At 72.7% G+C, this 12,693-nt stretch carries 13 protein-coding genes and 1 pseudogene; 8 read left to right on the forward strand and 6 right to left on the reverse strand.

Going from position 1 to position 12,693, the window contains the following annotated elements:
* Positions 1-9: 9 nt before the first annotated feature.
* Positions 10-1,578 carry a MocR-like pyridoxine biosynthesis transcription factor PdxR gene (gene pdxR / locus SLINC_RS05985; RefSeq protein WP_067427645.1) on the reverse strand — a complete coding sequence of 523 codons (1,569 nt, stop codon included), beginning with the start codon at positions 1,576-1,578 and terminating at the stop codon, positions 10-12.
* A gap of 21 nt (positions 1,579-1,599) precedes the next feature.
* Between pdxR and SLINC_RS05990 the strand changes: the two genes are divergently transcribed.
* The 4 genes from SLINC_RS05990 to SLINC_RS06005 all read left to right on the forward strand — a co-directional run bounded on the left by SLINC_RS05990 (position 1,600) and on the right by SLINC_RS06005 (position 5,879).
* Positions 1,600-2,610, forward strand: coding sequence for a DMT family transporter (locus SLINC_RS05990; RefSeq protein ID WP_079164434.1), 1,011 nt, complete (start codon positions 1,600-1,602; stop codon positions 2,608-2,610).
* Between the two features lie 165 nt (positions 2,611-2,775).
* Positions 2,776-3,909 carry a S1 family peptidase gene (locus tag SLINC_RS05995; RefSeq protein WP_079164435.1) on the forward strand — a complete coding sequence of 378 codons (1,134 nt, stop codon included), beginning with the start codon at positions 2,776-2,778 and terminating at the stop codon, positions 3,907-3,909.
* 177 nt (positions 3,910-4,086) lie between these two features.
* On the forward strand, positions 4,087-4,797 hold the full coding sequence (locus SLINC_RS06000; RefSeq protein ID WP_067427649.1) for a ThuA domain-containing protein: 711 nt from the start codon (positions 4,087-4,089) through the stop codon (positions 4,795-4,797).
* Positions 4,767-5,879: a Gfo/Idh/MocA family protein gene (locus tag SLINC_RS06005; RefSeq protein WP_067427651.1), complete on the forward strand. Its 1,113-nt coding sequence runs from the start codon at positions 4,767-4,769 to the stop codon at positions 5,877-5,879. Before SLINC_RS06000 ends, SLINC_RS06005 begins: the two co-directional genes overlap by 31 nt.
* Before the next feature lie 7 nt (positions 5,880-5,886).
* Here SLINC_RS06005 and SLINC_RS06010 read toward each other — a convergent pair whose 3' ends face one another.
* Genes SLINC_RS06010 through SLINC_RS06020 form a run of 3 tightly spaced genes read right to left on the reverse strand, consistent with a single transcriptional unit; the run spans position 5,887 to position 9,009 of the window.
* Entirely contained in the window at positions 5,887-6,789 is a 903-nt protein-coding gene (locus SLINC_RS06010) for an HpcH/HpaI aldolase/citrate lyase family protein (RefSeq protein WP_067427653.1), read from the reverse strand.
* Positions 6,779-7,990 (reverse strand): CaiB/BaiF CoA transferase family protein, encoded by a 1,212-nt coding sequence (locus tag SLINC_RS06015; RefSeq protein ID WP_067427655.1) that lies wholly within the window; start codon positions 7,988-7,990, stop codon positions 6,779-6,781. Before SLINC_RS06015 ends, SLINC_RS06010 begins: the two co-directional genes overlap by 11 nt.
* Positions 7,991-8,046: 56 nt before the next feature.
* Complete coding sequence (locus SLINC_RS06020; RefSeq protein ID WP_067427657.1) at positions 8,047-9,009, reverse strand: LysR family transcriptional regulator; 963 nt, start codon at positions 9,007-9,009, stop codon at positions 8,047-8,049.
* Positions 9,010-9,154: 145 nt separating this feature from the next.
* Here SLINC_RS06020 and SLINC_RS06025 point away from each other — a divergent pair, with 145 nt between their 5' ends.
* From SLINC_RS06025 to SLINC_RS06030, 3 genes and pseudogenes are all read left to right on the forward strand, one after another.
* Positions 9,155-10,468 carry a CitMHS family transporter gene (locus tag SLINC_RS06025; RefSeq protein WP_067445077.1) on the forward strand — a complete coding sequence of 438 codons (1,314 nt, stop codon included), beginning with the start codon at positions 9,155-9,157 and terminating at the stop codon, positions 10,466-10,468.
* A gap of 21 nt (positions 10,469-10,489) precedes the next feature.
* A pseudogene (locus SLINC_RS47210) lies at positions 10,490-10,621 on the forward strand (sugar phosphate isomerase/epimerase); the annotation flags it as partial.
* Between the two features lie 102 nt (positions 10,622-10,723).
* Positions 10,724-11,458, forward strand: a complete 735-nt coding sequence (locus SLINC_RS06030; RefSeq protein ID WP_067427660.1) for a maleylpyruvate isomerase family mycothiol-dependent enzyme — start codon at positions 10,724-10,726, stop codon at positions 11,456-11,458.
* A 24-nt stretch (positions 11,459-11,482) separates the two neighbouring features.
* Here the strand turns inward: SLINC_RS06030 and SLINC_RS06035 are convergent, their stop codons facing one another.
* Positions 11,483-11,806, reverse strand: a complete 324-nt coding sequence (locus SLINC_RS06035) for a hypothetical protein (RefSeq protein WP_067427662.1) — start codon at positions 11,804-11,806, stop codon at positions 11,483-11,485.
* A gap of 79 nt (positions 11,807-11,885) precedes the next feature.
* On the opposite strand from SLINC_RS06035, the gene SLINC_RS06040 reads away from it, so the two are divergent.
* Positions 11,886-12,254, forward strand: coding sequence for a hypothetical protein (locus tag SLINC_RS06040; RefSeq protein WP_067427664.1), 369 nt, complete (start codon positions 11,886-11,888; stop codon positions 12,252-12,254).
* A gap of 40 nt (positions 12,255-12,294) precedes the next feature.
* On the opposite strand, the gene SLINC_RS06045 is transcribed toward SLINC_RS06040, so the two are convergent.
* A complete protein-coding gene (locus SLINC_RS06045; RefSeq protein WP_067427665.1) occupies positions 12,295-12,684 on the reverse strand; it encodes a MarR family winged helix-turn-helix transcriptional regulator in 390 nt (129 codons plus the stop codon).
* Positions 12,685-12,693 lie beyond the last annotated feature (9 nt).

A 12,693-nucleotide genomic window follows, 5' to 3' on the forward strand; every position in this document is an offset into this window, starting at 1 on the left:
CGGAGCGGCCTACCGGGGAGAACCGGCGCGCAGGCCGCGCAGGGCGTCGCCGACGAGGGTGATGCCCTCCTCGATCTCGTGAGCGGGGCCGGCCGCGTAGCCGAGGACCAGGCCGGGTGCGCCGGGGCTGATCCGGTGCCAGGAGAGGGGGTGGACCTTGACGCCCTGGGCGAGGGCGGCCGCGGCGAGGTCGGTGTCGCGCAGGCCGCTCCCCCGCCGGCCGTCGAAGGTGACCATGAGGTGCAGCCCGGCGGCCGCCCCGTGGACGCGGGCGCCGGGCAGGTGCGCCTCGATGGCCCGCAGCATCACGTCCCGGCGCCGTCGGTGGCGCAGCCGGACATGGCGCAGGTGGCGTTCCAGCTCGCCCGTGTCCATCAGCCGGGCGAGGACCAGCTGGGTGAGGATGCCGTTGCCGAGGTCGGCGTACCGCTTGGCCGTCACGGCGGCCTCCAGCCGGTTCGGGGGGACGAGCAGCCAGCCCACCCGGAGCGCGGGCGCGAGGAGTTTGGAGACGCTGCCCGCGTAGCAGACGCCGTCGGGCATCAGTGAGCGCAGCGCCAGAACCGGCGGCCGGTCGTAGCGGTGCTCGGCGTCGTAGTCGTCCTCGATGACCAGCCCGCCCTCGGCCGCCCAGCGCAGCAGTTCGCGTCGGCGTTCCCCGTCGAGGACGACGCCGGTGGGGAACTGGTGGGCCGGGGTCAGCAGCACCGCCCGGGCGCCGCTCGCGCGCAGCGCGCCGACGTCGAGGCCGCCGTCGTCCACGGGGACGGGGACGACGCTGTGGCCGCCGTACTCCAACTGCTGGCGCGCCCCCAGCGAACCGGGATCCTCGACGGCCACACGCAGGACGCCGTCCGCCCGCAGCAGCTGCCCCAGCAGCGCGAAGGCCTGCGCCACACCGGCGACCACCACGACCTCGTCCGGGTCGGCCCGGATGCCGCGGTTGCGGGCCAGCCAGCCGACGACGGCCCGGCGCAGGGCGGGGGCGCCGCGCGGATCGCCGTAGCCGAAGTCGGCCGGGGTGACGCCCGCGAGGACGGAGCGCTCGGCGCGCAGCCAGGCCGTGCGCGGGAAGGCGGCGAGGTCGGGGACGCCCGGGGAGAGGTCGATACGGCAGGGCAGGGAGCGCAGCGCGTCAATGACGCCGTCGCGGTCGGCGGAGCCGAAGAGCGCGGGCCCGGGTTCCCCCGCGGCGCGGGTGCGGTCGCGGGGCGCGGCGGGAGCCGCCACCACCACCGTGCCGAGCCGACCGCGCCCGGCGATCTGCCCGGACTCGGCGAGCCGCCGGTACGCCTCGGTGACCACCCCCCGGGTGACGCGCAGCTCCTCGGCCAGCACCCGGCTGGCCGGCAGCCGTGCTCCGACGGGGAGCCGGCCGTCCGCGATGGCCGAGCGCAGCCGGTCGGCGAGCCAGGCGGTCCGTCCGCCGGGCGGCGCCTGGCCGATGTCCAGCTGGAGGAAGTCCGAACCGAGGGACGGCTCGCCGTCCGGCCCGCGGACGACCGAACCCGGCGACGTCGGGGACGGGTTTTTGGACCCCTCGTACGGTGACTTCGTGGACCTGCCCATGACGTCCATTGTGAGGGCAGGGTGGACGCCATGAACACACCTTCCGCCTCGTTCGCCCAGCTGGTGCCCGGCATGGTCGGCATGACCCTGGTCGGCAGCAGCGTCACCGTCTCGCACGCCCTCGTCGACGCCCCGCTGTTCACCACCCAGGCCGTCCGGTACGCGGCCGCGACCGCCCTTCTCGTGGTCATCGCCCGGTTCGCCGGTGCCCGGCTGGTGTGGCCGCGCGGGCGGGAGTGGCTGTGGCTGGCCGGGCTCGCGGTCACCGGTCTGGTGCTGTTCAACGTGGCCGTGGTCCGGGGCGTCGCCCATGCGGAGCCCGCGGTGATCGCCGTCGCCGTGGCGTGCGTACCGCTGCTCCTCGGGGTGCTGGGGCCCCTCCTGGAAGGACGTAGCCCCAGTCGTCAGGTGCTCCTGGCGGCGCCCGTCGTCATGGCGGGTGCCGTGCTGGTGCAGGGCACGGGCCGCACCGATGCCGTCGGGGTGGCCTGGGCGGCCCTCGCCCTGGGCTGCGAGGCCGGTTTCACCCTGCTCGCGGTGCCGGTGCTGCGGCGGCACGGCCCGTGGGGCGTGTCCGTGCACGCGGCCTGGCTGGGCGGCATCATGCTGGCCGTCCTCGGCGTGACCCTCGAAGGGCCGTCGGCCGCGCTGGAGTTGACCGGCGGGCAGTGGGCGGCCGCCGGATACCTGGCGCTGATGGTGACGGCGGTCGCCTTCGTCCTGTGGTACTCGACGGTGCGTTCCGTGGGTGCCGGGCGGGCCGGTCTGCTCACCGGCATCGCACCGCTGGCCGCCGCCGTAGCCGGGGCCGTGTCGGGCACCGGGGTGCCGGGGCCGTCGGTGTGGCTGGGCATCGCCGTCGTGATCGTCGGCCTGGTCGCGGGCCTGCGGACGCGAGCCGTTCCCGCCGGAGGCGGCTCGGCCAAGGAGCACGAGGAGCACGTGGAACACACGGCCGCGGCGGTCGCCCCGCCCGCCCCCGCCGAGCACCCGCTCCCCGGGAAGAGCGGTGTGGGATCGTCCCCGTCCGGATCGGCGTAGAGCCTGTCCGGATTGACGTAGACCCTGGCCGGATTGGCATAGACCTTTTCATGATCACCGGTTAGGCTCTGCCGCACACACCATGAGAGCGCTCTCAAAGCTCTGCTGTTCCACCCCACTCTGCTGGAACAACGAAGGGGCCTTCCCTTGAGACGCACCACAGCCATGCGCACCGGACTCTCCGCACTCCTCCTGCTCGGCACCTGGGCGACGGCGAGCGTCCTGCCCGCCTCCGCCGCCGACACTCCCCCACGCCCCACCGAAGCACCGGCCTCCGCCGGTCTCCTCTCCGCGATGCAGCGCGACCTGGGCCTGACGAGGAGTCAGGCCGAAGAGCGGCTGTCCGCCGAGAAGAGGGCAACAGCCTTGGAACGCAAGGCGAAAGACGCCGCCGGGCCGTCCTACGGCGGCTCCTGGTTCGACGCGGAGCGCGGCACGCTGACCGTCGCCGTCACCCGTGGAGCGACGGTCGACGCCGTGCGGGCGACCGGCGCGGACGTACGGCTCGTCCAGCACAGTGCTCAGCGGCTCGACACGGTGAAGACCCGGATCGACGGGCTCAAAGCGCCTGCCGGCGTGGCCAGTTGGTACGTCGACGCCGAGGCCAACAAGGTCGTCGTGAATGTCGTCGGCACGCACCGGACCGACAACGATGTCCGGGAGTTCCTCGCGCAGGCCCGCCAGGCGGGCCCCGTCGCCGTGCGGCACACCGCCTCCGCACCCCGGACCTTCGCCGCCGGCACCGTGGGCGGCGACCCCTACTACACCGGCAACGTCCGCTGCTCCATAGGCTTCTCGGTGCACGGCGGGTTCGTCACCGCCGGGCACTGCGGCCGGGCGGGTGCCGCCGTGTACGGCTGGGACCGGTCGTATGTCGGCACCTTCCAGGGATCGTCGTTCCCGGGCGACGACTACGCGTGGGTGAGTGTCGGCAGCGGCTGGTGGACCGTACCCGTGGTGCTCGGCTGGGGCGCCATCCCCGACCGGCTCGTCCGCGGCTCCGCCGAAGCGCCCGTGGGCGCCTCGATCTGCCGGTCCGGCTCCACCACGCACTGGCGCTGCGGGACCGTCCTGGCCAAGAACGAGACGGTCAACTACAGCCAGGGCGCCGTCCACCAGATGACGAAGACGAGTGTGTGCGCCGAGGGCGGTGACTCCGGCGGCTCGTTCATCAGCGGCGACCAGGCCCAGGGCGTCACCTCCGGTGGCTGGGGCAACTGCTCCAGTGGCGGCGAGACCTGGTACCAGCCGGTCAACGAGATCCTCAACCGGTACGGACTGCGGCTCCACACCGCCTGACCTCCGTCACGGCGGACGAACGGGCTCCGGCGGGGACAGCCCACGGAGCCCGTTCGGCCCTACGCGCGGGCCGAACGCCGAGTGCCCGAAACTTTCGCAGAATCGGATCCCTCTTTCGTTGCGGCGAACCGTTGGAGCATAGTGATGGGCGCTGCTCCACGACGTCGAAGGAACGCTATGACGCGGAAGAAAGCCCTGGTGGTCCGAGGCGGCTGGGAGGGGCACCGGCCGGTTGAGGCAACGGAGTTGTTCCTGCCCTTTCTTCGAAACAACGGATACGACGTTCGGGTCGAGGAGTCGACCGACGTCTACGCGGACGCCGACGAGATGACCGGCACCGATCTCGTCGTGCAGTGCGTGACGATGTCGTCGATCACCTCCGAGCAACTGTCCGGCCTGAGCGCGGCAGTTGTGGCGGGCACCGGTTTCACCGGCTGGCACGGCGGCATCGCCGACTCCTTCCGCGCCTCCTCCGACTACCTCCACCTGGTGGGCGGGCAGTTCGCGACCCATCCGGGCAAGGAGCCGTGCGAGCGCCAGGGCGACGAGACGGACAACTTCCTGCCGCATGTCGTCTCCGTCACCGACCTCGGTCGCGAGCACCCGATCACCGCGGGCATCGAGGACTTCGACCTGCACACCGAGCAGTACTGGGTGCTGCACGACGACCTGATCGACGTCCTGGCCACCACCACGCATCCGGTCCGGCCGTGGCAGCCCTGGCACCGGCCGGCCACCTCCCCGGCGGTGTGGACCCGACGGTGGGGTGCCGGGCGGATCGTGGTGACGACCCCCGGGCACAGCCTCGACGTCCTCCAGGAACCCAACGTCCGCACCGTCATCGAGAGGGGCATGCTGTGGGCGACGCGCACCGCATCGGAGTCGTAGGCCTCGGGGTGATCTCCCGCGCCTATCTGGACACGCTCGTCGGCCATCCCGCCGTACGTGTCACCGCGGTCGCGGACCTGGACGCCTCCCGTTCGGCCGCCGTCGCCGCCGAGCTGCCCGGCGTCGAGGCGCTGACCGTCGCGGAGTTGCTGAGCAGCACGGACGTGGACACGGTGCTCAACCTCACCGTCCCGGCGGCCCACGCCGAGATCGCGCTCGGTGCCATCGCCCACGGCAAGAGTGTCTACGGCGAGAAGCCGCTGACGGCCGGCCTCGACGACGCCCACGCCGTCCTGACAGCCGCGGCGAAGGCGGGAGTCGGTGTGGGGTGCGCGCCGGACACCGTCCTGGGCACCGGGATCCAGACGGCGCGGGCGGCCGTGGAGGCGGGCGAGATCGGGCGTCCGCTGTTCGCGTCGGCCGTCATGGTCACCCCGGGGCACGAGCGCTGGCATCCCCAGCCCGACTTCTACTACACGACCGGGGGCGGCCCTCTGTTCGACATGGGGCCGTACTATCTCGCCTCCCTGGTCCACCTGTTGGGGCCGGTGCGTGCCGTGACCGGGGCGTCCAGTCGGCTGCGCGAGGAGCGTGTCATCGGTTCCGGGCCGCGCGCGGGCGAGCGGATACCGGTCGAGGTGGACAGTCATGTCTCGGGAGTGCTGGAGCACGCGGGCGGGGCGCTGACCACGATCACGACCAGCTTCGACGGCGTGGCCACCACGGCGGCACCCATCGAGGTCCACGGCGAGCGGGGGACCCTCTCCGTTCCCGATCCCAACCACTTCGACGGCGAGGTGCGACTCTTCCGGCTCGGCGGGACGGAGTGGATCCCGCTGCCGCCCTCGGCGGGTTACGTCAACGGCTCCCGAGGCGTCGGCCTGCTCGACTTCGTCACCGCCGACGTAGGGCGGCCGCCACGTGCCGGCGGTGACCTCGCCCTGCACGTGCTGGAGACGATGACCGCCCTGCTCCGCTCGTCGGCCGAGGGGCGACGCGTCGAGCTGACGACGTCCACGGCACCTCCCGCGCCCGTCCCGCTCACGGCTCCCGAGAAGTGGAGGGGCACTCAGCCGGTCTGACGTAGCGTCACATACGGCTGTTCCGGGCCAGGACCTCACGGGACGCCACCGCCATCGCCTCGTCGACCATACGGCCCTCGAAGCGCACCGCCCCCGCCCCCTCGGCCTGGGCCCGCTCCACGGCGGCGATCAGCCGTTGGTGGCGGGCGAGTTCGTCCGGACCGGGGGTGAACACCCCGTTGACGACCGGGACATGGGACGGGTGGATAACCGCCATGCCCTCGTAGCCCAGGGCCCGGTTGTCGGCGGCGAAGCTCTCCAGTCCCGCCAGGTCGGGGAGGTCGGCCCACAGCCCGGCCACCGGGTGGGGGCAGCCCGCGGCGCGGGCGTCGAGCAGGACACGGGCGCGCAGGTCGCGGGTCTCGGTGCCGTCGGGGCTCCACCGGTAGCCCACGGCCCGCTCGACGTCGCCGCCCGGTGCGGTCAGCGCGCCGAGGTGGGCGACGCGGGCCGCGGCCCGCCCGATGTCGTACGCCTCGCGCAGGGCCCGTGCCGTCTCCAGCAGCGGCAGCAGGGCGACGTACCCCTGGGGCAGGCCCTGTTGGTGTTCGCACCAGGACAGCAGCCGGTCGGCGAGCCGTATGTCGTCGGCGCACGAGACCTTGGGCAGGACGACGCCGTAGAGGCCGGGCCCGGCGACGGCGCGCAGGTCGTCGGCGCCACGCCAACCGGCCTCGGGAGTCAGCGGGTTGACGCGGACGAGCAGCCGCATCGAGCCGCGCCAGGAGGCGAGGGCCTGCGTCACCTCGTCCCGTGCCGCCTCCTTGGCGTCCTCCGGCACGGCGTCCTCCAGGTCGAGGACGGCCGCGTCGGCTCCCGCCGCCTCTGCCTTGGGCAGCCAGTCGGTCCGATTGCCGGGGACGAACAGCAGGGAGCGCAAAGGGATACGACGGGACGGCTCAGATGACACCGAGGTCCTCCAGCTTCGCGCGCCGGCCGGCGTCGATGCCCAGCCAGTCGCCGTAGACGAGGTCGTTGTCGGCGCCGAGGGCCGGGCCCGTGCGCCACACCGCGCCGGGGACGCGGCGGAAGTGCGGCAGGACCGCCTGCATCCGAACCGGGCCGAGGTCGGGGTCGTCGACGGTGACGATGTCCTCGCGCTCGGCGTAGACCGGGTCGGCGGCGATGTCGGCGGCGTCGAAGACTCGGGAGGCGACCACCTCGGCGTCCTCGAAGGCCGACAGGCACTCCACTGATGTGCGCTCCGCGATCCAGGTACGCAGGCCCTCGTCCAGGCGCTCCCGCCCGGCGTGCTGCTGGTCCACGGTGGCGAACTCCTCCTCCGGCAGCCCCAGCAGCCGGGCCACGTTCTGGACCGAGCGCCGGGTGGCGGAGGTGACGGTGAGCCAGTCGTCGTCGCGGGTGCGGTAGGTGTTGATGACGGCGGCCGGGGCGACGGCGAGCTGGTTGCCCGCCCGCTGCGGTGCCGTACCGAGCTGGTCGTGTGTGATCACCTGCCACTCGACCAGCCGGAACAGCGGCTCGAAGAGGGCGAGGTCGATCCACTCGCCGTCGAAGGCGGGGTCGGTGTGGCGGCGGTGCAGGGCGGCGAGGACGGCGTAGGCGCCCATCAGGCCGGTGACGGCGTCGCCGTGCGAGAACCCGGTGTGCACGGGCGGCCCGTCCGGGAAGCCGGTCAGGTGGACCACCCCGCTGCGGGCCTCGCCCATCTTGCCGAAGCCGGGCGCGTCGGCCCGCGAGGAGGTGGCGCCGAAGCCGGAGATCTGGAGCAGTACCGCCCGCGGGTTGAGGGCGTGCACGGCCTCCCAGTCCAGCCCCCAGGAGCGCAGTCGGCCCGCCCGCAGGGTCACGATCACCACGTCCGCCCAGGCGACCAGGCGGTGGGCGACCTCCCGGCCCTCCTCGTGGTGCAGGTCCAGCGTCACGGACCGCTTGTTGCGGCCCGCGACCTTGAACCACAGGGGTACGCCGTCGCGCTTCGGCCCCATCGCGCGGGCCGCGTCTCCGGTACCGGGCGGCTCCACGTGCACCACATCGGCGCCCTGGTCGGCGAGGAGTGATCCGGCGAGCGGTCCGGCCACCACATGGGCGAACTCCACCACCCTGAGGCCCGTCAACTGCCCCTGTCGCACACTGCTGCGGTCGTCCATGCCGTCCAGGCTGCGGGTCGGCTCGTATGCCCGTCCAGCAAGGAAAAGCGATCAATTCATGCGGATACCGCATGAGACGGCTCCGTCGTCCCGTCCTCCCAGGACACCCCGTCCGGCAACTCGTACGACGACGTCCTGAACTCCTCCAGTTGCTCCAGGAAGCCGCGCGCCCCGGGCGGCGGCGTCCGCCGGACGGGCAGGACGACGTACAGCCGCCGTTCGACGACCGGTGACACGAGCGGGCGCCGCACCCACCGGCCGGGCGGCACCAGCGGATGCACCAGGCCGGGCATGGCGGACACGCCGAGTCCGGCGGCGACCAGTCCGCCGACCGTGGCCACGTTGCCCGCCTCGGCCGCCGGATGTGTCTCGACGCCGGCCTGTGCGAAGGCCGCGTCGGTGATGCGGCGCACGCTGGAGTCGGCGCCCACGGCGAGGAAGGGCTCGCGGCCCAGCTCCTGCCAGGTCACCTGCTCCCGCTCGGCCAGCGGGTGCCCTTCGGGCAGGACGGCGTCGAAGCGGTCGCGGACCAGGGGGCGCAGGTCGAGGCCGCGGGTGCGGGGCCGGGCCACGGTCGTGATCGCGAAGTCCACGTCGCCGTCCACCACCCGTGCCAGCGCGGCGCGTTCGAGGCCGTCGAGGATCCGCACGGTCACCTCGGGGCGGCGGTCCCGGAAGGCCGAGATGACCGGCGGCAGCAGGACCGCGGCGAGCGAGGGCAGGGTCGCCAGGGCCACCGTGCCCCGCTCGCCGGCCACATAGCGGCCGAGCTGGGCGATGCCCGCCCGGTGCGTGGCCAGGATCTGGTCGGCGATGCGCAGCGCCTCCGCGCCGGCCGGGGTGAGCTGCACGTTGCGGGTGTCGCGCTCCAACAGCCGCATGCCCAGGGTGCGTTCGAGTTCGGCGACGGCCCGGCTGAGCGAGGACTGGGACACGTGCATCTCGGCGGCGGCGGCCGTGAAGCTCACGGCGCGGGCGACGGCGGCGTAGGCGGTGAGCTGGCGCAGGGTGACGTCCATGGTGCGCGAGCGTAGGCGCGCGGGTCATTCGGGGGAACTGTTGCGCCAAACGCATGGACAGATGCGTGTTCGATGCTGGACGCGGATCTTTCCCCGCTCGGACACTCGTCGGCAACACCGGCCGGACGAGGAAGTGGGCGGGATCATGCTGGCGGCACTCGGCTTCTGCACCATCGGCGCGTTTTTGCTGCTCACCATGACCAAACGGGTGTCGGTCCTGGTGGCCCTGGTGCTGCTGCCGGTGGTCGCCGCGCTCGTCGGCGGGCACGGGGACGACATCGGGCCGATGGCCCTGGACGGCCTGACCAAGGTCGCGCCCACCGGCATCATGATCGCGTTCGCGGTCCTGTACTTCAGCCTGATGATCGACGCCGGTCTCTTCGAACCGCTGATCCGCGCGATCCTGCGCGCGGCCCAGGGGGACCCGGTGCGCATCGCGGTCGGCACCGCGGTGCTGACGATCTGCGTCGCCCTCGACGGGGACGGCGCGTCCACGTTCCTCATCACCGTCTCCGCGCTGCTGCCCGTCTACCGGCGCCTCGGCATGAGCCGTCTGGTGCTCGCCGGGATCGTCGCCCTCGGCGCGGGCCTGATGAACCTGGTGCCGTGGGGCGGCCCGACCGCGCGGGCGGCCGCCGCGCTCAAGCTCGACACCTCCGACATCATCACCCCGCTGCTCCCGGCCCTGGGGGCGGGCATCGTGTGGGTGCTGCTGGCCGCCTACCTCATCGGCCGCCGCGAGCGCACCCGTCTGGGCAACCTGGCACCCGAGGAGCGCGCCGAAGCGACGGCGGCCGTCGGCGACGGGCCCGGCACTCCCCGGGTGACGGCCACTCCCCCGCGCGCCCTGGCGGTCTTCAACCTGCTGCTCACCGTGGCCCTGCTGGTCTGCCTGGTGCTGGAGACCATGCCGCTGCCCGTGCTGTTCGTGGTCGCCTTCGTGATCGCGCTGCTCGTCAACCACCCGCGCTGGGAGGACCAGCAGGCGCTGCTGGAGAAGCACAGCAAGAGCGTGGTCCTGGTCACCGCCATGATCTTCGCGGCCGGTGTGTTCACCGGCGTCCTCACCGGCACCGGCATGATCGGGCAGATGGCCGAGGCCATGGTGGAGGTCCTGCCGGACAGCGTCGGCGGGCACCTGCCGGTCATCGTCGCCGTCACGAGCATGCCGCTCAGCCTCGTCTTCACTCCGGACGCCTACTACTTCGGCGTCCTGCCCGTCCTGGCCGGCACCGCCGAGGCCTTCGGCACCGGCCACGCGGAGATCGCCCGCGCCGCCGTCCTCGGCCAGATGACCACCGGCTTCCCGCTCAGCCCGCTCACCGCCGCCACCTTCATCCTCATCGGCCTGACCGGCGTACAACTCGGCGAGCACCAACGGTTCATCTTCCGCTGGGCGTTCGGCACGACGCTGGTGATGACGGCGACGGCCCTGGCGACCGGCGCCCTTCCCCTGTGACGGCACGCCAGCAGGGGCTCCGCCTTCTTCGGCACCCTGCGCGAACTGGACTTCGACGGCGTGGCCACCGCCTGCGTCTTCGCCTGGGAGGAACGCGCGCGCGAGTCCTCGGCCTTCATGCTCGACCGCATCACGAAGGAACTCGCCTCCTGAGGAGCCCGCCTCTGGAAAACCACCACGCACCAGGGCGGTGATGTGACCGGTGCCACCCCGGACGCTCCCCTTGGAGCCCACTCCATCCGGCACACTCCCCCCATGGAGACTGCCGAGTTCATGTCGATCCTGGAGCGGGAGGGCCGGCTGCTGGTGGCGGCCGCCGAGGAGGCCGGTACCGGGGCGAAGGTGCCGACGTGTCCGGGGTGGCAGGTGACGGATCTGCTGCGGCACACGGGGGCGGTGCACCGTTGGGCGGCCGGATTCGTCGCCGAGGGGCACGGCACCGGACGCCCCATGGACGAGCCGCCCGGCCTCGACGGGGCCGAGCTGCTCGACTGGTACCGGGAGGCACACGTTCACCTCGTCGGCACCCTGCGCGGCGCGCCGGCCGATGTCGCGTGCTGGTACTTCCTGCCGGCGCCGTCGCCGCTGGCGTTCTGGGCGCGGCGGCAGGCCCACGAGACGGCCGTGCACCGGTTCGACGCGGAGGCGGCCAGGGGCGGCGCGCCGAGCGGAATCGCCGGGGACTTCGCGGCGGACGGTGTCGACGAGCTGCTGCGGGGCTTCCACGCTCGCGCGAAGAGCAGGGTACGCAGCGCGGAGCCGAAGGTGCTGCGGGTGCGGGCGACGGACGTCGACGGTGCCGTGTGGACCGTACGGCTGACGCAGGAGCCGCCCGCCGCCGAGCGGGGCGAGACCGGGGACGCCGACTGTGAAGTGACCGGTCCCGCCTCGCAGTTGTATCTGTCCCTGTGGAACCGGGTGCCCTTCCCGGCGGTCAGCGGGGACCTGTCCGTCGCCGAGCTGTGGCGCGAGACCTCCGGGGTGGGCTGAGCTCGACGTTCATGCCCACCTGGCTCAGTCGGGCGGTGGTGGAGACGCGGAATGCTGCTCGGCTCTGGTGACACGCTCCTCGAGGGCCCGGATGCGGTCGTAGAGATCGACCAGGGTCTCGCCGTTCGCCACCACGCCGGGGCGCTGCCGGTGTCTGCGCACGAACTCCTCCCGGCTCTCCTGCGGCGACTGCTGGAATCCGGTCGCGGCGACGGCGCCCGGTGCCGTCGCCGACCTGACCTCGTCCCGCCCGACCGATACCTTTTGCAGCCTCATTACGGCAATCCCACCGAGCACGATCACCACGAGAGCGGCGACGGGTATCAGCAACGCCCAGCTGGCCGACATGACAACTCCCTGGTCCCTGGCAGTGGATCGGACGCTACCGGTCCGCTGAGTGGCGCCGTCCGGCCTTTATGATCTCGCGGTGAAGACCTGGACGGAACGCCCTGCCAAGACCGACGTCGAAGAGGTCGTCCGCCGGTACTTCAGCCTGCTCCGCGCGGGGAACATCCCTGAGGCCGAACGCCTCGTCGATCATCCACCGGTCCGGCATGTCCTCAAGTCGCTCTGGACCGGCTCGGCCGGAGCGAGCGCCGACGCGGACGCCACCTGGGAGCGGGGCCTGTCCTGGCTCGGCGAGCTCGATCTCGGGGACTTCAACTGGGGCCACACCGGCAACGGTTTCTACGTCGAGGTCACCTACCGCACGCAGGTGATCGAGGTGTCCTTGGGCTTCTGGATCAAGCCGACCGACGCCGGCTGGGTCGTCGCGGGACCGTCCACACTCTGGTAGGACCACGAACGACAAGAACCCAGGCCGAAAGTGCCCGACCTCAACCCGACGCCAGCATCCGCGTCAACACCGCGCGCTGTACCGGCAGCACATCGCCATGCAGCGCGCGCCCCTTCTCCGTGAGGGAGACCCGCACGCCGCGCCGGTCCTCGGGGCACATGCAGCGTTCCACGAGGCCGTCCTTCTCCAGGCGGGCGATCAGCCGGGAGAGGGCGCTCTGGCTGAGGTGGACGCGCTCGGAGATCTCCTGGACGCGGTAGGCGCAGGACTCGCCGGAGTCACCGGCCAGCACGTCCAGGACCTCGAAGTCGCTGGCACACAGGCCGTGTTGATGGAGGGCGCGGTCGAGTTCGCACTGGGTGCGCGCGTGCAGCGCCAGCATCTCCCGCCACTGTTCCGCGAGCGTCCGCTCGGCCTTCTTCGCCGCCATGGAGCGCAC

Origin of the sequence: Streptomyces lincolnensis, assembly GCF_001685355.1 — a bacterium.
Classification (GTDB): Bacteria; Actinomycetota; Actinomycetes; order Streptomycetales; family Streptomycetaceae; genus Streptomyces; species Streptomyces lincolnensis.